16 protein-coding genes are annotated in these 22,091 nt (G+C 63.4%); 4 read left to right on the top strand and 12 right to left on the bottom strand.

The window, feature by feature from the left end:
- The gene (locus OSH12_RS02105; RefSeq protein ID WP_266341844.1) at nt 1–612 is read right to left on the bottom strand and encodes a TetR/AcrR family transcriptional regulator; all 612 of its coding nucleotides are present in this window, start codon (nt 610–612) and stop codon (nt 1–3) included.
- Nucleotides 613–727: 115 nt separating this feature from the next.
- Here OSH12_RS02105 and OSH12_RS02110 point away from each other — a divergent pair, with 115 nt between their 5' ends.
- Nucleotides 728–1,351: an FMN-dependent NADH-azoreductase gene (locus tag OSH12_RS02110; protein ID WP_266341845.1), complete on the top strand. Its 624-nt coding sequence runs from the start codon at nt 728–730 to the stop codon at nt 1,349–1,351.
- Nucleotides 1,352–1,409: 58 nt separating this feature from the next.
- Here OSH12_RS02110 and OSH12_RS02115 read toward each other — a convergent pair whose 3' ends face one another.
- The 10 genes from OSH12_RS02115 to OSH12_RS02160 all read right to left on the bottom strand — a co-directional run bounded on the left by OSH12_RS02115 (nt 1,410) and on the right by OSH12_RS02160 (nt 13,539).
- On the bottom strand, nt 1,410–3,377 hold the full coding sequence (locus OSH12_RS02115) for a hypothetical protein (RefSeq protein WP_266341846.1): 1,968 nt from the start codon (nt 3,375–3,377) through the stop codon (nt 1,410–1,412).
- 157 nt (nt 3,378–3,534) lie between these two features.
- Nucleotides 3,535–4,677 carry a hypothetical protein gene (locus tag OSH12_RS02120; RefSeq protein ID WP_266341847.1) on the bottom strand — a complete coding sequence of 381 codons (1,143 nt, stop codon included), beginning with the start codon at nt 4,675–4,677 and terminating at the stop codon, nt 3,535–3,537.
- Nucleotides 4,678–5,002: 325 nt separating this feature from the next.
- Nucleotides 5,003–5,167: a hypothetical protein gene (locus tag OSH12_RS02125; RefSeq protein ID WP_266341848.1), complete on the bottom strand. Its 165-nt coding sequence runs from the start codon at nt 5,165–5,167 to the stop codon at nt 5,003–5,005.
- A 118-nt stretch (nt 5,168–5,285) separates the two neighbouring features.
- On the bottom strand, nt 5,286–5,984 hold the full coding sequence (locus tag OSH12_RS02130) for a pentapeptide repeat-containing protein (protein ID WP_266341849.1): 699 nt from the start codon (nt 5,982–5,984) through the stop codon (nt 5,286–5,288).
- Nucleotides 5,985–6,051: 67 nt separating this feature from the next.
- Nucleotides 6,052–6,492: an RES family NAD+ phosphorylase gene (locus OSH12_RS02135; RefSeq protein WP_266341850.1), complete on the bottom strand. Its 441-nt coding sequence runs from the start codon at nt 6,490–6,492 to the stop codon at nt 6,052–6,054.
- Nucleotides 6,493–6,604: 112 nt separating this feature from the next.
- Nucleotides 6,605–7,033 carry a type II RES/Xre toxin-antitoxin system antitoxin gene (gene parS, locus OSH12_RS02140; protein ID WP_266341851.1) on the bottom strand — a complete coding sequence of 143 codons (429 nt, stop codon included), beginning with the start codon at nt 7,031–7,033 and terminating at the stop codon, nt 6,605–6,607.
- Between the two features lie 87 nt (nt 7,034–7,120).
- Nucleotides 7,121–7,606 (bottom strand): hypothetical protein, encoded by a 486-nt coding sequence (locus tag OSH12_RS02145; RefSeq protein ID WP_266341852.1) that lies wholly within the window; start codon nt 7,604–7,606, stop codon nt 7,121–7,123.
- A 273-nt stretch (nt 7,607–7,879) separates the two neighbouring features.
- On the bottom strand, nt 7,880–11,587 hold the full coding sequence (locus tag OSH12_RS02150; protein ID WP_266341853.1) for a vitamin B12-dependent ribonucleotide reductase: 3,708 nt from the start codon (nt 11,585–11,587) through the stop codon (nt 7,880–7,882).
- Between the two features lie 950 nt (nt 11,588–12,537).
- Nucleotides 12,538–12,942, bottom strand: coding sequence for an NADH:ubiquinone oxidoreductase subunit NDUFA12 (locus tag OSH12_RS02155; RefSeq protein ID WP_266341854.1), 405 nt, complete (start codon nt 12,940–12,942; stop codon nt 12,538–12,540).
- Nucleotides 12,943–13,047: 105 nt separating this feature from the next.
- On the bottom strand, nt 13,048–13,539 hold the full coding sequence (locus OSH12_RS02160) for a MarR family winged helix-turn-helix transcriptional regulator (RefSeq protein WP_266341855.1): 492 nt from the start codon (nt 13,537–13,539) through the stop codon (nt 13,048–13,050).
- A gap of 189 nt (nt 13,540–13,728) precedes the next feature.
- Between OSH12_RS02160 and OSH12_RS02165 the strand changes: the two genes are divergently transcribed.
- The gene (locus tag OSH12_RS02165; protein ID WP_266341856.1) at nt 13,729–14,157 is read left to right on the top strand and encodes an organic hydroperoxide resistance protein; all 429 of its coding nucleotides are present in this window, start codon (nt 13,729–13,731) and stop codon (nt 14,155–14,157) included.
- A gap of 100 nt (nt 14,158–14,257) precedes the next feature.
- Here OSH12_RS02165 and OSH12_RS02170 read toward each other — a convergent pair whose 3' ends face one another.
- Nucleotides 14,258–17,107 (bottom strand): Rne/Rng family ribonuclease, encoded by a 2,850-nt coding sequence (locus OSH12_RS02170; protein WP_266341857.1) that lies wholly within the window; start codon nt 17,105–17,107, stop codon nt 14,258–14,260.
- A gap of 708 nt (nt 17,108–17,815) precedes the next feature.
- Here OSH12_RS02170 and OSH12_RS02175 point away from each other — a divergent pair.
- The gene (locus OSH12_RS02175) at nt 17,816–19,270 is read left to right on the top strand and encodes an N-acetylmuramoyl-L-alanine amidase (protein WP_266341858.1); all 1,455 of its coding nucleotides are present in this window, start codon (nt 17,816–17,818) and stop codon (nt 19,268–19,270) included.
- Between the two features lie 323 nt (nt 19,271–19,593).
- A complete protein-coding gene (locus OSH12_RS02180; protein ID WP_266341859.1) occupies nt 19,594–22,038 on the top strand; it encodes a penicillin-binding protein 1A in 2,445 nt (814 codons plus the stop codon).
- The last annotated feature ends 53 nt before the right edge of the window (nt 22,039–22,091 follow it).

A 22,091-nucleotide genomic window follows, 5' to 3' on the forward strand; every position in this document is an offset into this window, starting at 1 on the left:
CTACTTCCGGTGTGACGCGATGATGCCTGCCGCGAGCGTTGCGAGGTTTGCGCCCGGTCGTTCGTCGCCGACATTCTGCCAGGCGACGCGCGAGCCCTCGATCAGCAGGAACAACTGATCGGCCAGCAACTCTGGCTCGGACAAGCCTGAGGCGCGGCAGAGGCGAATGAGATTGTCGCGGTGCTGGCGCGTATTGGCTTCGATCACCTTGCGACCGGGATGTGCCGGGTCGGTAAGCTGGATCGCGGCGGTCGCCAGCGCGCAGCCGCTCTCATTGCCATGCTCGACATGGTTGGTGATGCGCATCAGCCATGCGTCGATCTGCGCCAGCGGTTGGCCCGGATGCTCGTTCTCGATCTCGCACCAGATTGCCGATCCCTCGGCCGCCAGCCCGCGCAGATACTCCGCGACCAGCAGGTCCTTTGATTCGAAGTGCCGATAGAGCGTCATCTTGTTGGTGCCGGCCGCCTCGGCGACCGCTTCGACGCCAACGCCGTGGACGCCATGGCGCGCGAACAGCTCGCGCGCAGCGATCAGGATGCGTTCGCGAGGCGGCAGCGCGCGTGCGGTAGCGCTGCTGTGAACAGACTGTTCAGCGATTTTCACATCCATCCCATTTGACTCGGTGTTACCAAGGAGTAACATTTAGTAACGTTACTCTACGGTATCGGCGTCCGTTCCTCCCCGGATCTGGACCGGTTGCCGTAACATAGTGAAGGCAAGACCGATGACCAACATCCTTTTCGTGACCTCAAGCCCGCGCGGCGGCGCCTCGCACTCCAGCAAGGTTGCCGAGCGCGTTCTGCAAGACCTTGTTGCCGGCAATCCGGATGCGACCGTTGTCCGCCGCGATCTCGCGCGTGACCCGCTCCCCCATGTCGACGAAGCCTATCTGGGCGCTGTGTTCACTCCCGCGGAAGCGCGCAGCGACGAGCAGAAGGCGATTGCCGCGGTTTCGGACGCTCTGATCGATGAGCTGTTCGCCGCTGACATCATCGTCATCGCCTCGGCAATGATCAACTTTACCATCACCTCGACGTTGAAGACCTGGCTCGACTACATCGCCCGCGCCGGTCGCACCTTTGCCTATGTCGACAATGCACCGGTCGGTCTGGTTACCGGCAAGCGCGTCGTGCTGGTCGAGTCGAAGGGCGGCATCTATTCGGAAGGTCCGATGAAGCCGAACGATTTCCAGCTGCCCTATCTTCGCTTCATCCTCGCCTTCATCGGCCTGACCAATGTCGAGGAAATCACGGTCGAGGGCGTCGCCTTCGGACCGGAGCAGGCGGCCAGCGCCGTGGCAGCTGCCGAGATCAAGGCGTCGGAGACGGCCCGCGCCATCGCGGCCTGAACCCGACTCTAGAGCGACAAATGAAAACGGCCGGATCTTTCGATCCGGCCGTTTTGCGTTACGGGGTGGTCTTGATTTCGACTTGCAGCAGGTCGGGCAGCTTTTGCGGCGCGCTTTCGGCCGTCTCCATCAGCGTCGTCACCGGAACCGGCGTCGTCGGCTCCGCGGCAATGGTCATCGTGCCCGGCGTCTTGATGAAGGCCTGAAGGGCAGGGGCGAGCTTTGCCTGGAAGCCCGGATTCTTCAGCACCATCAGGAACAGCGGCAAGGCGCCGGCGATCTGCTGGCGGAACTTGTCCGGCTCGACCTTCATCTTGGTCGCCTGCATGCCGATGGCGCGATCGACGATCGACTTGTCCTCGATCGCCAGCTTGCCGCGCGTGAACAAGAGCGACGCGAGCGCGCCTTCCAGTTGCTTCGGATCTTCGATCGCCTGGCGTGTCAGTCCGGTCAGCGTGGCGTCGACGTTCATCGTCGCCAGATCCTTGATGGCGAGCTTGAAGCCGTCGAGGATCAGGCTGTCGTCGGCTTCGCGCCAGGCAAGGCGGAAGCCGTAATCGGCAACCAGCCTGTCATAGCCGAGCCCCTTGATGATATCGCGGGCACGACGGTCGTCGATCTGCGACAGGTCGAGATCGAGGCCGCGCATCTCGCTGGTGATCGTGGTCGGCACGGGGCCGACATAATCGCCGAGATCGATGCGCGCGCGATCGACCGCGCCGAGCTTCTTGCCGGCCTGGGTCACGTCGACGCCGACAGCCTCGGCGAAGCCCATGGTCGGGATGATCGCCATCGGGTCGAAGTCCATGCCGACGGTCGCGGCGAGCGCCGACGACATGATCACTTCCGTCGACGGGAACTTGAAGCCGCCGATGGCCAGGCGCTCAGCCCCGACCGAACCCTTGTCCTGGACGGCGACATCGAGATCGCTGATGCCGATCTCGCCGATGCCGTCGCTGGAGAAATCGTTGATGTGGAAATCGCCGAGATGGAAGCGCTCGATCTCGGGCGCGGTGATGTCGAGATCGTTGAGGCGCACTGCACCGACGCCGACGAAGCTGAACAGGCCGGCGATATTGCCGCTCAACAGCCGCTCGGTATCCTCATCGGTGAGTTCGGGTTTCGAGAGGATTGTGTCGAAGAGGTCGGCGAAGCTCGTCTTCGGCTGGCGCATCCGGAGATTTTCCATCTCGAACGAGCCCATGCGGATCGAGGCGCCGGGCATCTCGATCGAGAAGTTGCGATAGACCTCAAGGCCGAGCACGGTGCGCCACTTGCCATCGCCGACGCCACCGACATAGCGGTCGGGATCCAGCACGGCCGAAACCGCGTCGAGGTCGTATTTGCGCGCTTCGATCTTGTCGATCGTGAATTTCAGCAGGCCATCGGGGGAGGGCATTTCCTGTGACACAGGTCCAAGCGTCACCTGATCGATGACGCCGTTGGCCATGCCCTTCAGCTCATACGAGCCGAAGCTTGCCGCCGAGGTCTGGCCCTCGGTCGTCTCCGTGGCGTCGATGCGGCCAATCCGGATGCTGTCGACGGAGGCCTTGGCGACAATACCCCAGCCTTTGGCGAGCGACGTGAAGATGCGGTTCTGGTCGAAGACGAAATTGACGAAACTCGGCACGGCGAGATTTTCGACGCGGATATCCGCGAGCGTTGCGCTCCCCAGATCGCCGAACGTCATCTTGCTGCTGTCGACCGTGATCCCGGTCGCCCTGAAGCCGCCATCCGCTGCCTCGGCGTAATTGGTGATGCCGATCGTCCCGAAGGAGACCTCCATCTTGGTCGCCAGCGTCTCGCTGCGGATCGTCAGGTTGCGCAGCGTCACGGTGCGCTGGCTCTCGTCATAGGACAGCTCGGAGAAACCGGCGACCCAGTTCGGCGAAGCATCTAGCGCCGAGACCCAATTGCGGATGGTCGTCTCGATCGGCGTTTCGGCTAGCGCGGGCAACGAGGCCGTCATGGCGGCGGCGCTGACACCGGCGGCGAATAGACGGACGCGTAGCGACGAACGGCTCATAGGGTGCTCCATGGCGGCTGGGCGATCGGGCTATGCGTGCCTTCGATCGGCCGTGTCAGGCAAAATCATCCCGAAAGGGGATAACAAAAACCCGGACGGTCTGCACCGCCCGGGGAACATTTGGCGTCTATTCGACGCGCAGTCTCGCGAGAGAGACTTACTGGTTGGCCTGGATATCGACAGCCAGGACGTCCGGCAGCGTCTGCGGCGCGGTCGAGGCGGCGCCGAAGATCTGCATGATCGGAACCGGATTGCCGGGAGCCGCGGTGATCGTCAGCGACTGCGGGTCCTTGAGGAAGGCGGTCGCCGCGGTGGCGATGCGATCCTGGAAGCCCTGGTTGCCGACAACCGAAAGCAGCAGCGGCAGCGCGCCGCTGATCTGCTCGACGAACTGCTCGGAGGTGGCGCCCATTGCCTTGGCCTGCATCTCGATCACGCGGCCGACGATGCCGGCATTGTCGAAGCGGATCTTGGCATTGTCGACCGTCGCTGTGGCAGCGAGTTCCGAAAGCTTGTCGGGATCCTGCAGCTTGTCGCGCGGCAGGCCGCCGAAGGTGCCGGTGATGTTGAGCTTGCCGACATCCTTGCCGTCGAACGAGATCGACCGGAAGGTGAAGCTCTGCTTGGCGTTGTCATACGCGCCGTCGATGCCGACGTCGAAGGTCAGCTTGTCATAGCCTAGCTTCTCGACCCAATCCTTGGTCTGCTCGTCCGACTTCAGCACGTCGCCGGGAATGTTGACGCCGCTGACGCGCAGCTGGCCATCGTTCGGCGCGCCCTCGATGACATCGCCGAGCGCTACGTTGACGCTGTCGATCGTGATCGGCGCGGGGGTCTCGGTGGAGACGACGTTGATCGTCGACATTTCCATGTTCGAGAACGGCGTGATCTTGGCCTTCGAGTTGATCTCGCTCGGCGCGGGAACGACGGCGTCCTTGAACGAGCCCTTGTCCCAGCTGATCGTCGTTTCCTTGTCGACGACCTTGCCGGCGTCGAAGGAGATGCTGGCCGCGGTGAAGCCGCCGCTGGTGCGCTCTAGCGGGCTTTCGATGACGATCACCGGGATCGTCACGTCGCCGCCCTGCTTGGCGACCATCTTCACGTTGTTCAGCGTGACGTTGTCGCCGTCGGCCTTGGCCGATTCAATCGTGACCTTGGCCTCGCCGCGCGCCTGAGCCGCGGCGACGAACGCGTCTGCGATTTTCTGGGCGTCGGGAGCTGCGAATGCCGCCGTCGACAGCATGAGCGCCGATGCGAGCGTGAGGCCGCGCACCGCGAAGCCGGAAACCGTCAGGTTCATAGTGTCCTCCAAGGAACGAATCGAGTGGGCTCGGCAAAAGCCTGAGCCATGTCCGTGATGTATTCTGTCGAGACTTCATGGCGAGAGCAAGAACGGCAGCCTTGCGTGTGACGCGCGTCACCCGCGACAAAACCGGGCCTTGCCTCTGCCCGAATCTCCGGCACAACCTGCCCCGCGCAATTTCCGCTACGTCAGGCGCGGGTTAGAGCGCTTTCGAGCGGAGGGGACGCCAGTTCGCGAGACGAAAACATGGCAAGGAACTGGGGCCTCTCGCCGTTTCGGCGAAACGGTGAAAGGCTCCAGGTTGCGCGCCGATCCGGATAAGCTAGCGGCGACCGCTATCGCAATCTTCCGCGTTGCTGGTTCCGCCGGGGCCGCAGGCATTGACGGGGTCCATCGCCTTGATGGCGGGGGCGTTCGAATTGGTGGTGCAACCGGCCAGGCCTGCAAGGCCGGCGCTGATTGCGAGAACGGCGAGTAGGGCGCGCATGGACTCTTCCTCTGGTTGGCCCTCGCGCATCGTCGCGTAGGGTTCCCCTGCGACGTAGCGCTTGTTTTGTGGGCGACCAGAGGTTCGCGCAACCCAAGGTCGCGCGCAAGCGTCCATTTCAGAGCACGATCAGGCCGACGCCTTTCAAAAGCTCCGTCGCCTGCGCCTTGGAGATGGTGGCCTTGCGGAACAGGCTTGCATCGGCCAGCGTGATGGCGCCAAGATCGCAGCCGCGCAGGTCCGCGCCTTCGAATTTCGCCGCCCGCAGGCTTGCCGAGCGCAGCGACGAATCCAGGAACACGGCATCGCGGAAATCCGCGCCGGCGAGATCCGCATCGGCAAAATCGACGCCGTCGATCCGCTCCTTGCGAAACGACACGTTGCGCAGCATCGCGCCATTGAGCCGCGTGCGCAGAAACGAAATGCCGATGGTCGCCGCGCCCTGGAAATCGCCCCCCGTCAGCTTGCTGTCCTCGAAGCGCGCATTGGTCAGTCGCGCCCGGACGAATTCGGAATTGCTGAAGTTGCAGTTTTTGAACTGCGCATCGGCAAGCTCGGCGCCGGAAAAGATCGCCTTCAGCGCCCGCACTTCGTTCCAGCGTGATCCGGTCGCTTCGACGCCGCGCAGATCGCTTTCGGTCAAGTCACAGCGTTCGAACTCGGCCTCGGAAAAGTTCATCCCCTTCAGGTCGCAACCGGTGAACTGGCAATCGACAAAACGCGCGCCGGAAAAATCGATCTCGCCGTCGAACAGCGTCGTCAGGCGAACCTTCTCGGCAGTGAGGTTTTCGACAATGCGGGCAGTGGGCTTGGTCATGGAATCGGGCGCCTCTTTGAACGGCCCCGTTGTAGCGCCGAAGCGGCCGCCCGGCCATGCGCAGGGCCTATGGCACTTCGCCGGATTGCCAGAGCCGGGTATCGAAGCGGAACGGCCGCCGGCTCGTCACCTTCAGCCCCGCCGCATCCCGATGGGCCGGATTGAGCAGCAGGTTGAAGCTCTCCGGCACGATGAAGGACGGCACGCGCAGCACCGGTGTGCGCGCCTCCGCCAGCCAGTCATCGCCAAAGGCTTGCGGCGTATCCGGCAGTGTGTCCAGCGTCTCGACGGCAATCCCGCCCAGGGCGATGCCGGTCAGTACATAGTCGTCCGGCAGCAGGTCGGGCGTCAGGTCGAGATGGACGCGCACTTCCAGCACGGCCAGCGCCGCCGTTTCCGCCGCATAGATCAGTGCCCGCCCCGGCGAATTCCAGCGCCCGCCATAGAGCCGCGCGCCAGTGCCCGAAAGGTCGGCATAGGGCGCGCGGGAAATGCGCCAGGCAATCAAGCGTCGCGTCCTGCTACAAGACGGGCGGGGCAGGCGGGAGATCGGCGGGCTTGCCCTTGGCCGTTCCGGTCAGGGCGTCCAAATGCAGGGCCGTCTTCGGCGCGGCCGTCCATCAGGCGGCGATGCCGTGATTGATGCGCCCAAGCAGGGTTTCGACCTGCAGAGCGCCTTCCGACGTGTCGAGCAGCGACAGGGGTGTCTCGTCGTCGAGCGCGCTGGTCGGCCGGCGAAGCCATGTCGCCGCCTTCTGCTGGCTGCCGAACGTATCCTCGGCCGCAGCGATCACGCGCGCCGCGCGCATTAGCCGGTCGGACTGGTCGGCGGTGAGCGTGCCGATCTTCCGGCGATGCGACAGCGTTTTTCGCGGGAGGACGACGAGATCGAGTTCTGCCAGCGTCATGCGGCCGGTATCGAGCACATGCTCAACCGCCTTGACGGGCAGCCCGTGCCGAACGGCGGCGATCAGGTCCCGCCCGCTGCGGATCGAAAGCCCGAGCGCGGTTTCCCCACCGACAATATCGAGTGCTTGCGTATGAGCCATGAGAGCCTCCTGGCGATATGCCAAGAAGATAGGTGCATATGGCCGGGGCGACAAGGGACGTCGCACGGTTGGTGACTTCCGTGCGTTCTAAGTGGTGAGGCTTTGTGGGGCGAAGCGCAGCCGCGAGACTGCTCGATCTACCTTGGAGCGATTGCGCTTGTAGAAGGCGAGCAACTCTACGAACGTTTCTTCAGAGGTAACTGCGTGTTCGATATGATCTCGCGTCGAGTCATTGGATAAAAGCATTCCAAGATCCGTCACGAGTCTATCGCTCGCGAGTTGCCGAGTCTTCGTTCCGAATAGACGGTGATTTACGGCAACCGCAAAAATTTCAAGAAGGTTGAGATAGTTATTGAGTTCAATCTTGAAGGCTACGGGGTCTTGAGTTTGAGCGGTAAGTCGCGCCTCCGCCTCTCGGATGTTTGCCGCAATGGTGAACAAAGTTTTCGCATCGTTAGATCTTCTTTGTTGTGTTATGGCATTGGCATTGAAGATTAGTGCAACTGCTGCTGCTATGGCTGATAGAATACTTCCCCAAACGCCCGCCTCTGAAAGCGAGGGAAAGTCGATCATCGGCGCTTGTCGCCGATAGGTGGGAACTCAATCGAACTATTCTTGCCCCCTGCGTTCGAAGGTTTGGAGCCAGCTTGCTGCAATGCCTGTTGAAGGTTTTGCGATGTGGTTCCGCGGCCTTCGTCTTTCAGTGCACCCGTCTTGGATGCGCCGGGCCGTTTAATAATCGGGATTCTTTCCGACATTAGGAGACCTCAGTTACAAAGTGCATCCCATGCGAGAAACGAAGGGATGCACTCTCCAATACTACGCCAGCGAGTTTCTTAGCCGCTCTTACGAGCAGCCGCTCGTATTTCCGCAGGTGTCGCACTTCAGGCAGGTGCCGTTGCGCACCATCGTGAAGTTGCCGCATTCGGTGCAGCTTTCGCCCTCATAACCCTTCATCCGCGCGATCGCGACCTGTTCGGCCGCCTTCGGCTTCGGCTGGGCGGTGGGCGAAGCCGAGATCGGTTCGGCGTGGCCGACGGAGAGTTCCGTCTCGGTGGCGACGTCGCGCTTGAAGGCGGTGGCGGCGGCGCCGCCGATGCCCGTCGTGCGCAGGGCCGTTACCGTCGAACCGGTGGAGGCGGGAGCGGTGGCCGCGCCCTTCGATTCACCGGCGCGGTCGACCAGCTTGAAGCGCTCGGTCTTGCCGCGGACGAGGCCATGGCTGACCTGCGCCGGCTTGATCGTCGGGATATCGCCGCCGCCAAGCGTCGTGGCGTTGTTGTCGTCGGGGACGACATGCGCCAGGTCGTTGCGGCCGAGATAGGACACGGCGAGCTCGCGGAACACGTAGTCGAGGATCGACGTCGCGTTCTTGATCGCCTCATTGCCGGTGACCAGGCCGGCCGGCTCGAAACGGGTGAACACGAACGCCTCGACATACTCTTCCAGCGGCACGCCGTATTGCAGGCCGAGCGAGATGGCGATGGCGAAGTTGTTCATCATCGCACGGAAGGCAGCGCCCTCCTTGTGCATGTCGATGAAGATCTCGCCGATGCGGCCGTCGCGATATTCGCCGGTGTGGATATAGACCTTGTGGCCGCCGACATTCGCCTTCTGGGTGTAACCCGTGCGGCGATCCGGCATCTTCTCCCGCTTGCGGACTTCACGCTCGATGATCCGCTCGACGATGCGCTCGGCAACCTGTTCGGCGCGGGCGGCCGGCGTCTTGGCCATCAACGCCTCGACGACGTCGTCGGCATCCTCGTCGTCATCGGCGAGGATCTGCGAATTCAGTGGCTGCGAGAGCTTGGAGCCGTCGCGATAGAGCGCGTTGGCCTTGAGCGCCAGACGCCAGGACAGCATGTAGGCGTTCTTGCAATCCTCGACGGTGGCGTCGTTCGGCATGTTGATGGTCTTGGAGATCGCGCCCGAGATGAAGGGCTGCGCCGCCGCCATCATGCGGATGTGGCTTTCGACCGACAGATAACGCTTGCCGAGCTTGCCGCAGGGATTGGCGCAATCGAACACGGCGTAGTGCTCAAGCTTCAGGAAGGGAGCGCCTTCCAGCGTCATCGCACCGCAGACATGCACGTTGGCGGCTTCGATGTCCTTCTTCGAGAAGCCGAGCGCCGGCAGCAGTTCGAAGGCCGGGTCGTTCAGCTGCGCTTCGGTGAAGCCGAGGCTCTTGAGGAAGTCCTCGCCGAGCGCCCACTTGTTGAAGACGAACTTGATGTCGAAGGCGGAGGCGAGCGTGCCTTCCAGCTTCTCCAGCACCTCGTCGGTGAAGCCCTTGGCCTTCAGCGTCGTGTGATTGACGCCGGGCGACTGGCGCAGCGACGCATGGCCGACCGCGTAAGCCTCGATCTCGGCGATCTGATGCTCGGCATAGCCAAGGCCCTGCAGCGCTTCGGGAACGGCGCGGTTGATGATCTTGAAGTATCCGCCGCCGGCGAGCTTCTTGAACTTCACCAGCGCGAAGTCGGGCTCGATACCGGTGGTGTCGCAATCCATGACCAGGCCGATCGTGCCTGTCGGCGCGATCACGGTCGACTGGGCGTTGCGGTAGCCATGCTGTTCGCCGAGTTCCAGGGCCTTGTCCCAGGCAGCCTTGGCATGCTCGCCGAGGCGAACATCCTTGAGCGAGGCGTGGTCGAGCAGCACCGGCAGGACCGACAGGCCTTCATAGCCCGTCGCCTCGGCATGCGCCGCGCGGCGATGGTTGCGGATGACGCGGAGCATGTGCTCCCGGTTCTTGGCGAAGCCGGGGAAGGGGCCGTGCTCCTTGGCCATCTCGGCCGAGGTGGCATAGGCGATGCCGGTCATGATCGCGGTCAGCGAGCCGCAGATGGCGCGGCCTTCGGCCGAGTCATAGGGGATGCCGGCGGTCATCAGCAGGCCGCCGATGTTCGCATAGCCGAGGCCCAGCGTGCGGAACTCGTAGGAGAGCTCGGCGATTTCCTTCGACGGGAACTGCGCCATCAGCACCGAGATCTCGAGCACCACCGTCCAGAGGCGGCAGGCATGCTCGTAGCGCTCGACGTCGAAGGTCTTGTCCTCGTTGCGGAACTGCAGAAGGTTCAGCGAGGCGAGATTGCAGGCCGTGTCGTCGAGGAACATGTATTCCGAGCACGGATTGGACGCGTTGATGCGTCCCGATGCCGGGCTGGTGTGCCACTCGTTCATCGTCGTGTTGAAGTGCAGGCCCGGATCAGCGGAAGCCCAGGCGGCGTGGCCGATCTGCTCCCAGAGGTCCTTGGCCTTCAGCGTCTTGGCGACCTTGCCGTCGGTGCGACGGATCAGGTTCCAATCCCCATCATTCTCCACTGCGCGCAAAAAGTCGTCGGTGATGGAGACCGAGTTGTTCGAGTTCTGGCCCGAGACGGTGAGGTAGGCCTCCGAATCCCAATCGGTGTCGTAGACCGGGAATTCGATGTCCGTGTAGCCCTGCTTGGCGAACTGGATGACGCGCAGGATGTAGTTCTGCGGCACCAGCGCCTTCTTGGCGGCGCGGATTTCGCGCTTCAGGGCCGGGTTCTTGGTCGGGTCGTAGCAATCGTCGCCCGAACCCTCGCAGTTCACGCAGGCCTTCATGATGGCCTTGAGGTGCTGCGCGTTGATCTTCGAGCCGGTGACGAGGGCGGCGACCTTCTGCTCCTCGTGCACCTTCCAGTTGATGTACTTCTCGATGTCGGGATGGTCGGCGTTGACGACGACCATCTTGGCGGCGCGACGCGTCGTGCCGCCCGACTTGATGGCGCCGGCCGCGCGGTCGCCGATCTTCAGGAAGCTCATCAGGCCGGACGACTTGCCGCCGCCGGAAAGCTTTTCGCCTTCGCCGCGCAGCGCCGAGAAGTTGGAGCCGGTGCCGGAGCCATACTTGAACAGGCGCGCCTCGCGGACCCACAGGTCCATGATGCCGCCTTCGTTCACCAGGTCGTCGGAGACGGACTGGATGAAGCAGGCATGCGGCTGCGGGTGCTCATAGGCGGTCTTCGACTTGACCAGCTTGCCGGTCTTGAAGTCGACGTAGAAATGGCCCTGGCTCGGGCCGTCAATGCCATAGGCCCAATGCAGGCCGGTGTTGAACCACTGCGGGGAGTTCGGCGCCACCTTCTGGGTCGCCAGCATGAAGCGGTGCTCGTCGAAGAAGGCCTGGGCGTCCTCCTCGGTGTCGAAATAGCCGCCCTTCCAGCCCCAATAGGTCCAGGTGCCGGCGAGACGATCGAACACCTGGCGCGAATCGACCTCGCCGGTGAAGCGCTCCTTCTCGGGCAGGGCAGCCAGCGCCTTGTCGTCGGCGACCGAGCGCCAGAGGAACGACGGGACGTCGTTTTCCTCGACACGCTTCAGCCGCGCCGGGACGCCTGCCTTGCGGAAATACTTTTGGGCGATGATGTCGCTGGCGACCTGGCTCCAGGTCGTCGGCACGGCAATGCCTTCCAGGCGGAAAACGACCGACCCATCGGGATTGCGGATCTCGCTTTTCGTCGTTCGGAACTCGATGCCGGCATAGGCTGATTGGCCCGCTGTCGTGTAGCGCCGTTCGATCCGCATCGTCTCAAGCCCTTTGTTTTTGCTGGCGCTGCCCCTGGCGCGCCGCCGGCCGGCGCATGGCGCCCGCTCTGTCCCTTGCCCAACGCTTTACACCAGGACGGGGTTCATTCCATCCCTCATCTAGTGCTCAAGATACGCTGAGACTCTAAATATAGTGTTTACACATCGAAATGTCACCAAGCGAACACGCATATCCAGGACACAATAGGGCGATCAGACGGGGAAGGGAGTCCACCCAACCGCCGTATGTTCCAACTGCCAATGATGTCCTGGAAATCCGGATCGGGGGGATCCGGAGCGCATTCCAACTCTTCGTCGGAAGCTATGACGAGTCCGGCGAAAGCGTCAAGGAATAGTGGTGGCCATTTCTAAGTCGGCTAGATGTGGATTTGCCGTTGCAAATTTCGGCGACGGTTGCGTAGCGATTGGGGGCGAGGTTTGAATCGACAGGAGTTTCAAGGTTAACAAAGCCTTGCGGTTCGAGACTCGATCGCGCGACAGGTCGATGACAGCCTGCGTTCAAGGGGGCTGATGGCCGCCTTATCCTCAATCTCCACAGGCGGCGAATATGCGCCGCTCCGTTGCCGCTTCTGCCTTGCGGAAATGGAAACGGCGGAAAGCCGCCATGCTGCCGGGACGAGTGAATTTCGCCTCTACGTCGCTCTGCGAATCAGCGCCGCGGGGCCGTTCGGCCAGCGCTGCGCGATATCGCGACGCTGAAACGAAAGAGCCCTCCAAAGAGGAGGGCTCGCAAGCCGGCCGGGGCCGGGCAATAGCTTGAAGGGGAAATCGCTTCACCTCTCCCTGAGGGATAGGTCGACGCCCGCAAAGGCGGCGGGTGAGGGTTTACGGCCTCACCGGATAGTTCCCTAAACCCTCACCCGGAGCTTCGCTTCACCTCTCCCTCAGGGAGAGGTGAAGGAAGAAACGACGGGGCAAAGAGGCAGGGCCTAGGGCGTCCAGGCGTCGTAGTCGCCGGTCGCGCGCGGACGCTGGTCGGCACCGATGATCGAACCCTTGGGGCGGTAGGCAGCAGCGGTGCCCGTGCCGTTCGGCTTGTGCGCCTTCTGCCAGTCGCGCGGCGTATAGCTCAACTGCGATGGCGGCGTTTCGATCCGGTGATGGATCCAGCCATGCCAGCCGGTCGGGATGGTCGAGCTATCGGCATAGCCGTTGTAGATCACCCAGCGACGCTCCGGAAAACCGCCGGCGGTGCACGCCGGGTCGGGAGTGCGGTAATAGGTGTTGCCGAACTCGTCCGTGCCGACCTTTTCGCCCTTGCGCCGCGTAAAGAGGCGCGTGCCCATGGTCTGGCCGTTCCACCAGGTGAACATTTCGGTCAGGAACCAGCCCATTTTCGACCCTTCTCTCGACAGGTAATTCGCTTGCTTATGCCGCCACCGCGCGGCCGAGTCAAAGGCTGCAAGGTGTTCCGGGCGGGAATGCCACCCATCTTGCGCTCATCCGTCGCGGGCAAGGTCCGAAGCCGCGACCGAAGGCTTTGTCGAAGCCGGCTCGTCGAGGCTGTCGCGCAGTCCGGCGATGGCGTCGCGGAGCGCGATGGCCTGCGTCTGCGTGACGGCAAGCTTGCCGGCGAGCGACTGCGTCACCGCGCAGGCATCCTGCAGCAGCGCCCGCCCGGTGTCGGTCAGGGAGACCCGCACCTGGCGCTCGTCGGCGGTATCGCGGCGACGCACGACATGGCCGGCCGCCTCCAGCCGCTTCAGCAGCGGGGTCAGCGTGTTCGATTCGAGGAAGACGTGCGCGCCGATCTCGCCGACCGTCAGCCCGTCGGTTTCGCCCAGCGCCATCAGCACGAGATATTGCGGATAGGTCAGGCCGAGCCGATCCAGCATCGGGCGATAGGCCCGGTTGAAGGCGCCATTGGCCGAATAGATCGCGAAGCACAGCATCTGGTCGAGATCGAGGGGGGAGGTCGGAACGTCCGGCATGGTCTGGTCTCCAGCGTGACCCCGCATAATGCATCGTGCGCGATTGAAGCGGAAGCGCTTTTATTTGCAGGGCAGGTATGCCCAAATATATATCGCACTCGATTAAATCGTGTGCGATACATATGTCGCCGGACAGGACCGGTGCCGATGCAAGCGCCTCCGGCGCAGACAAAACCCAGGAGACAGATCATGACCATACTCTACACAGCCGCCGCCACGTCCACAGGCGGCGGCCGCGATGGCCGCGCCGCCAGCTCCGATGGTCGCCTTGATCTGCAGCTGAGCGTGCCGAAGTCGATGGGCGGCAATGACGGTCCGGGCACCAATCCGGAGCAGCTTTTCGCCGCCGGCTATTCCGCCTGTTTCATGGGCGCGCTGCGCTTCGTCGCCGGCAAGGAAAAGGTGAAGTTGCCGGACACGACGGCTGTGACGGCCAATGTCGGCATCGGCCCGCGCGCCGATGGCACCGGCTTCGGTCTTGACGCGGCGATCTCGGTCGCGATCCCCGGCTTCGACCAGGCAGCGGCCGAAGACCTCGTCGCCAAGGCGCATATCGTCTGCCCCTATTCCGAGGCGACCCGCGCCAATCTCGATGTTCGCGTCTCCGTCGACGTCTGATTTCTGGACGGCTGACCAATAAAAAAGGCCCGGCAAATGCCGGGCCTTTTTCTATTCATGGGGCTTTCGCCGAAGAGGCGGCTTGCACCGCAGCCCGTTCCTAGAAGAACGAGCGGCGCTGCCACCAGCCACCGCGCTTCGGACGACCGTCCTCAGGCTCGGCTTCCGCCTGCGGCGCTGGTGCTACCGGTGCAGGCGCTGCCGCCGGTGCGACGGGTTCCGGCGCACGGTAGGCAACCGGCTCAGCTGCCGTTTCGGCGGCTTCAGCGGCTTCCTCAGCGGCGATCGTATCCTCGGTCACAACCGACAGGCTCTGGCGATCTTCGGCCGGAGCGTCGTCCTCGTTGTCGCCGACTTCCGGCATTTCGAGTTCCGGCTCGTCGTTGATTTCGTCCAGGAACGGCTCGCTCATGTCGCCGATATCGGCAACCGGGATATCGGCGGCGATCCTGCGCTCACCAGCATCTTCCGGCTCGACGTCGCGAACGCCCCGGCTCTCGACTTCGACAAAGCGCTCGGAAAGCACTTCGCCGGTCTCGTCGAGTTCGAGCGTCTGGCCTTCTTCGGCACCCTCGCCCTCGGAACCTTCGCCCTCGGCGCCACGACGACCGCGACGGCCGCCACGACGACCGCGACGACGGCGACGACGGGGCTCGCCATTCTCGTCGGTCTCGTCGCCCTCGGCATCGCTGCCTTCTTCGGAGGGCTCAAGCGTCGAGGCCTCGGAACCTTCTTCGCCGGCCTCGCCGTCTTCATCCTCTTCGCCGGCTTCGCCCGCGGATCCGGCTTCCTGGCCGGCACCGCCAGCCTCGCCGCCCCGACGACGCCGACGCCGACGACGCTTGCGCCGTCCGCCTTCATCCGCACGAGCTGCTTCGTCCGAGCTGTCACCTGCCGCATCCGTCTCTGCTTCGGCCGCAGCCTCTGCCTCGACTTCGTCTTCGACCTCATCCTCGATCTCTTCGTCTTCCGGATAGATCGTATCGGGATGGACGATGGGCGAGGGGGCCGCGATCAGCGCCGGGTCGCGCGGCACGACTGCCTCGCCGCGCTCGAGCATGTAATGCTGGGCGGTGTTGACGGTCTCGTCGGCGAGAACGGTGATGGCGATGCCGAAGCGGGCTTCGATCTCGGCCAGATGGTTGCGCTTCTGGTTCAGGATGTAGAGCGCGACGACCGTCTTGGTGCGGATGGTCAGGTTATGGGTTGCGCCCTTGAGCAGGGTGTCCTCAAGCGAACGCAGAACATGCAGCGCGACCGATGCCGGCGCGCGGACATAGCCGGTGCCGTGGCAATGCGGGCAGGTCTCGACCGAGCTCTCGACGACGCCGGTGCGCAGGCGCTGGCGCGACATTTCGAGCAGGCCGAAATGCGAGATGCGCCCGACCTGGATGCGGGCGCGGTCGTTCTTCAGCGCGTCCTTGATCTTGCGCTCGACCGCCCGGTTGTTGCGCTTCTCTTCCATGTCGATGAAGTCGACGACGATCAGGCCGGCGAGATCGCGCAGGCGAAGCTGGCGCGCCACTTCCTCGGCCGCTTCCAGATTGGTCTGGTAGGCGGTGTCTTCAATGTTGTGTTCGCGCGTCGACCGGCCCGAGTTCACGTCGATGGCGACGAGCGCTTCGGTCTGGTTGATGACGATGTAGCCGCCAGACTTCAGCGTTACCTGCGGCGAGAACATCGCGTCGAGCTGCGCCTCGATGCCGGTGCGGGCAAAGATCGGCTGGCTCTCGCGATAGGGCTGAACGCTCTTGGCATGGCTCGGCATGAGCATGCGCATGAAGTCCTTGGCCTCGCGATAGCCGTCCTCGCCGGAGACGAGAACCTCGTCGATGTCCTTGTTGTAGAGATCGCGGATCGACCGCTTGATCAGGCTGCCCTCCTCATAGACGAGGGTGGGGGCGGCCGAGCGCAGAGTCAGCTCGCGGACATTCTCCCAGAGACGCAGCAGATATTCGAAGTCGCGCTTGACCTCGGCCTTGGTGCGCGAGGCGCCTGCGGTGCGCAGGATGACGCCCATGCCCTCCGGCACCTCCAGATCGGCAGCGACTTCCTTGAGGCGCTTGCGATCAGCGGTGTTGGTGATCTTGCGGGAAATGCCGCCGCCCCGCGCCGTGTTCGGCATCAGGACCGAATAGCGACCGGCGAGCGACAGATAGGTGGTGAGAGCCGCGCCCTTGTTGCCGCGCTCTTCCTTGACGACCTGGACAAGCAGCACCTGGCGGCGCTTGATCACTTCCTGGATCTTGTACTGGCGACCGCGACCGCCGCGACGCCGCTCGGGCAGTTCCTCGAGCGCGTCCTCGGCGCCGACCGACTCGACGGTGTCTTCTTCGTGCTCTTCGTCGCCGCCGATTTCCTCGACGCTATGGTCGGATTCGGGCGCGTCGAGATGCGAAGCGTGGTTGTCGTCGCCATTCTCATCGCCATGGTCGCCATTCTCGGCGCCGCCGGCCGAGACCGGGCGTTCGTCGTGATGGTCGTCGTCATGGTGCTGGTCGTCGGAATGCGCTTCTTCGGAAGCGCCGCCTTCTTGGCCTTCCTCGGAACCGACATTCTCGGAGCGGGCGTCATCGGCGGCCTTGGCGGCAACCGAGCGGTTGCTGCCGCGCCGGCGGCTGTTCCTGGCCTTGGCGGCGGCGCGCTCTTCGGCTTCGCGCTCTTCCTGCTCTTCGGCCTCGATCAGCGCCTGACGGTCGGCAACCGGGATCTGGTAGTAGTCGGGGTGGATTTCGGAGAAGGCGAGGAAGCCGTGCCGATTGCCGCCATATTCAACGAAGGCTGCCTGCAGCGAAGGTTCGACGCGTGTGACCTTGGCTAGATAGATATTGCCGCGAAGCTGCTTCCGGCTCGCGGACTCGAAGTCGAATTCCTCGACTCGATTGCCGCGCACCACAACGACCCGGGTCTCCTCCGGGTGTGTGGCATCGATGAGCATCTTGTTTGCCATATTGGAAAATTCTCCATGGCTCGACGCGCAAATCTACGGCCGGCGCGCAGCGCCGATGCCGTGTTGGTCGCGAAGAAGCCGTGATGGGGGAAAAGTGAAAGTGCGCGCGCCTGCGCCAGGACCGTAGATACCACCCGACCGGCAATGGCCGGTTCAAGGTTGGCGGAACGGTCGGGGGTCGGCAAAAACATGGGTACGCGCTATGAGCCTCTTGAAGAACACACCGGCAAAGCTTCCCCTGCCGGTAATCCCGACCGCGAACGCTTCCGCGCCGCGCAGTCGCCGGATCGCAGGCACGCCCGACGTGCGCTCGGAAAGTCGAGCTGCACGAAAACGATACCTGTCCCATCCCCTGACCGTGCACCGAAGTGACCGCGGAACGCTCTTGAGCCGGCAACCTTTTGACAGGTCGATCGTCCCTCAGCGCCCCACCGCATCATGCCGATCACGCCTCGTTGGGGCGCAAATCGGTCGGAGGATGAATTCCGTAGTTTCCTTTTATGGAAGGTCACGATTCTTGGCAAGGATATTGGGTGGCAGGTGGGCCTTGCGAGGAAGCTGCAACAGGGCTTCAACAACACAGGCTTTTGTCGTCACGCAACTGTGCGCGGATGCTGTCTGGTTAGGACCTCTTAACCATTCGATCCTAATCGTTTAAACAGCCAGCATCGGGGCGGGGGCAAGGCTGCACCGGACGACACGATAGACATGCGAGCAAGACAAGGCGTCAGCGCCGATCCCACGGGTTGGCAAAAGGCCAAGAAACACGCCGAGCGTTTTCTCGGCGCCAGCGCCTTTGTGCTGATTTCCGTGCTGGCATCCGCCGCGCAATCGCCCGGCGACGACGCCCCGCCGAATTTTTCCGAAACGGTTGAGATGGCTCCGGCCGAAGACGCGTCGACGGGTTCCATCCCGGCCGTCATCGCGCCCGCCGATCCTGGATCTCCCTCGCAACGTGGCAGTCCTGCCCAAGCCTCGCCGGAAGCGCCGGCCGCCGTCCGCGCTGTGCCCGTCATAGCGCGCGAAGCCCGCGTCGTTGGCGATGGCGCGCGCACGCGCTTCGTCATGGACCTTTCCGGCCCTTCCGCCGTCACCGTCTTCACGCTCGACGAGCCGTATCGCGTCGTCGTCGACCTGCCCGAAATGCATTTCGATCTGGCCGCCGATGCCGGCAAGGCGGGGAAGGGACTGATCTCCGCCTTCCGCTACGGCCTGATCTCGGCTGGCAAGTCGCGCATCGTGCTCGATGCGACCGGACCTGTCGCGGTCGACAAGGCCTTCGTGCTGCCGGCCGAGAAGGAGCAGCCCGCCCGCCTCGTCATCGACATGGTCAAGAGCAACCGCACCGCCTTCCTGGATACGCTGCGGATTTCCCGCGACCGGGCTGCGGCGGAGCACAAGCCTGAACCCGCACCCGGCCCCGCGCCAAATGACGGCAAGCTGCGCATCGTGCTCGATCCCGGCCATGGCGGCATCGATTCCGGCGCCATCGCCAAGTCCGGCGTGTTGGAAAAGAGCGTCGTTCTCGCCTTCGCCCGGACGCTGAAGGAAAAGCTCGAGGCGAACAGCCGCTACGAAGTGCTGATGACGCGTGACGACGATACGTTCGTCACCCTGCGCGGCCGCGTCCAGTTCGCTCGGTCGAAGCATGCGGACCTGTTTGTCTCGATCCACGCCGATTCGTTCTCGGGCAAGGATATTCGCGGCGCGACCGTCTACACCCTGTCCGAGCGCGCCTCGGACCAGATGGCAGCCTCGATCGCAGAATCGGAAAACAAGTCGGATATCCTGGCTGGCGTCGACGTGCCGGAAGATACGGATGACGTTTCGGACATCCTGATCGACCTGGCGCGGCGCGAGACGAAAAATTTTGCCGTCGTCTTTGCGCGAAACGTGATCAAGGAATTGAAGCCCGCCGTACGCCTGTTCAAGCGCGCGCACCAGCAGGCCGGCTTCATGGTTCTGAAGGCTCCGGACGTCCCCTCGGCTCTTGTCGAACTGGGCTATCTGTCCAACGTGGATGACGAAAAACTGCTGACTTCTCCCGAATGGCGCGACAAAACCGCGGTTGCGATCACCCGCGCCATCGACGAATATTTTCGCACGCGGATCGCCAACATGGCCGCCTCCGAAACGGTGGATCCGAAGGTTGGCGTGCCATGAGAGGGCTGTTGCCCATAGATCACGCGGACGGACGGGCTTCCCTTCCGGACGCTCGCGCCCAAGTTTCTCCACAAAGCGACTGGAAGAACGAGGCTGTTGGGTCTATCGAGGCCAAACGAACCTGTAGTTCGCCTTCGGACAACGGACGGTTGAGTCCCTCGTTTTCAGGCGTTGATCGCGCGGTGAGCGTGAGCGGTGTCGTTCTTTTATCGGGACCGACCCGGCAATGCATGCCGGGAAGATCAACCAATTTCGAACCGGGGTTCGTCTCGTCGGCTTGAGCTTGTCGCCGGCTAGGCGATCCAGCGGGGAACGCGAGCGATATGTTTCTGCGACTAATCGGCTATTTATTCGGGATTGGCGCCGTGTTTTTCTTGGCAGTTGCTGCAGGTGTGGCTTGGTATGTCTCCGGCTTGACGGGCGGATTGCCCTCGGTCGAGGTACTGGCGAAATACGAGCCCCCGGTCATGACGCGCATCCACGCGTCCGATGGACAACTCGTCGGCGAATATGCCCGCGAGCGTCGCCTCTATCTGCCGATCCAGGCGATCCCGGATCGCGTCAAGGCCGCCTTCATCTCGGCCGAAGACAAGAACTTCTACACCCATGCCGGCCTTGATTATTACGGCATCGCCCGCGCGGCCCTCCAGAACATCGCGGCGCTCTCGTCCGACAAGCGCATGATCGGCGCGTCGACGATCACCCAGCAGGTCGCCAAGAACTTCCTGCTGACCAACGAGCGCTCGCTTGACCGCAAGATCAAGGAAGCGATCCTGTCGCTCCGCATCGAGCAGGCGAATTCGAAGGACAAGATCCTCGAGCTCTACCTGAACGAAATCTTCCTCGGCCTTGGTTCCTATGGCGTTGCGGCTGCGTCCTTGTCGTATTTCGACAAGTCGGTGCATGAGCTGACGCTGTCGGAAGCCGCCTATCTGGCAGCGCTGCCCAAGGGCCCGAACAACTACAATCCGTTCCGCTACGCCGACCGCGCCATCGAGCGCCGCAACTGGGTTATCGACCGCATGGTCGATAACGGCTTTGCCACCGCCGATGAGGGCGTGGCCGCCAAGGCTCAGCCGCTCGGCGTCAAGACACGCGTCGCCAGCCCGCACATCTTCGCCGCCGACTATTATGTCGAGGAAGTTCGCCGCCAGCTGATGCAGATCTATGGCGAGAAGGCACTCTATGACGGCGGCCTTTCCGTCCGCACCTCGCTCGACCCGGGCCTGCAGGTCATGGCGCGTCAGGCGCTGATGAACGGCCTTGTCCAGTTTGACGAGCAGCATGGCTGGCGCGGACCGGTCAAGAATGTGCCGATCGAAGGCGACTGGGGCGTCGCCGTCGGAACCGTGCCGCCGCTCGCCGATATCATCGAATGGCGCCTCGCCATCGTTACCGCCGTCGACAAGGATCAGGCCGAGATCGGGCTGCAGCCGGGTCGTGACGGCTCCGGCAAGCTGATGGCCGAGCGCGAGACGGGCGTCATTCCGTTCTCGGAGATGAAGTGGGCCAAGCCCGCCGGCAAGAAGCTGACCGGCGCCAGCGACGCGCTGGCTGTCGGCGACGTCGTCTATGTCGAACCGGCCGATGGCAAGCCGGGCTCCTTCCGCCTGCATCAGGTGCCGAACATCGCCGGCGCCATGGTCGTGATGGATCCGCATACCGGCCGCGTGCTGGCAATGGATGGCGGCTTCTCCTATGCGGAGAGCCAGTTCAACCGCGCCACCCAGGCGATGCGCCAGCCGGGTTCGTCGTTCAAGCCGTTCGTCTATGCCGCCGCTCTCGATAATGGCTATACGCCGTCGTCGGTGGTGATGGATGCGCCGATCGAGGTCGATCCGGGCTTCGGCCAGCCGATCTGGCGGCCTGAAAACTACGCCCAGAAGTTCTATGGACCGTCGACGCTGCGCACCGGCATTGAGCAGTCGCGTAACGTGATGACCGTGCGCCTGGCGCAGGACATGGGCATGCCGCTCGTGGCCGAGTATGCCAAGCGCTTCGGCGTTTACGACAAGCTCGGACCGTTCCTGCCGAACGCGCTCGGCGCGTCGGAAACGACGGTTCTGCGCATGGTCGCCGGCTATTCCGTGTTCGCCAATGGCGGCCGGCAGGTGAAGCCGACGCTGATCGACCGTATCCAGGATCGCTTCGGCAAGACCATCTTCAAGCATGAGGAGCGGGTCTGCGAAGACTGCTCTGCCGAGCAGTGGTCGCATCAGGACGAACCGGCCATCGAGGACAATCGCGAGCAGGTGCTCGACCCGATGACGGCCTACCAGATCACCTCGATGCTCGAAGGCGTCGTCCAGCGCGGTACTGCCACGGTTCTGAAGAGCGTCGGCAAGCCGTTGGCTGGCAAGACGGGTACGTCGAACGACTACAAGGACGCCTGGTTCATCGGCTATTCACCGGATCTCGTGGTCGGCGTGTTCATCGGCTACGACAATCCCAAGCCGATGGGACGCGGCATGACGGGCGGCGAAATGGCCGCTCCGATCGCCGGCGACTTCTTCAAGCTGGCGCTGGCCGACAAGGCCGCCATCCCGTTCCGCGTGCCGCCGGGCCTGTCGCTGATCCCGATCGATCGCAAGACGGGCATGCGTTCCGCCGCGGGTGGAGCCGGCACGATCCTCGAAGCCTTCAAGCCGGGCACCGGTCCGCCGGATACCTATTCGATCATCGGCCAGACCGATGCGAATGGTCAGCCCCTGACCGTGACGCCGGAAGCAGACCGAGCCGTCGTCTCGGGCACCGGCGGGCTCTACTGATCCAACAGGCCGCGGCTTACCCCCGCGGCCTTTTCCTTTGCGCAACTTTTCCC

Origin of the sequence: Kaistia terrae (assembly GCF_026344005.1) — a bacterium.
In the GTDB taxonomy this organism is placed as follows: Bacteria; Pseudomonadota; Alphaproteobacteria; order Rhizobiales; family Kaistiaceae; genus Kaistia; species Kaistia terrae.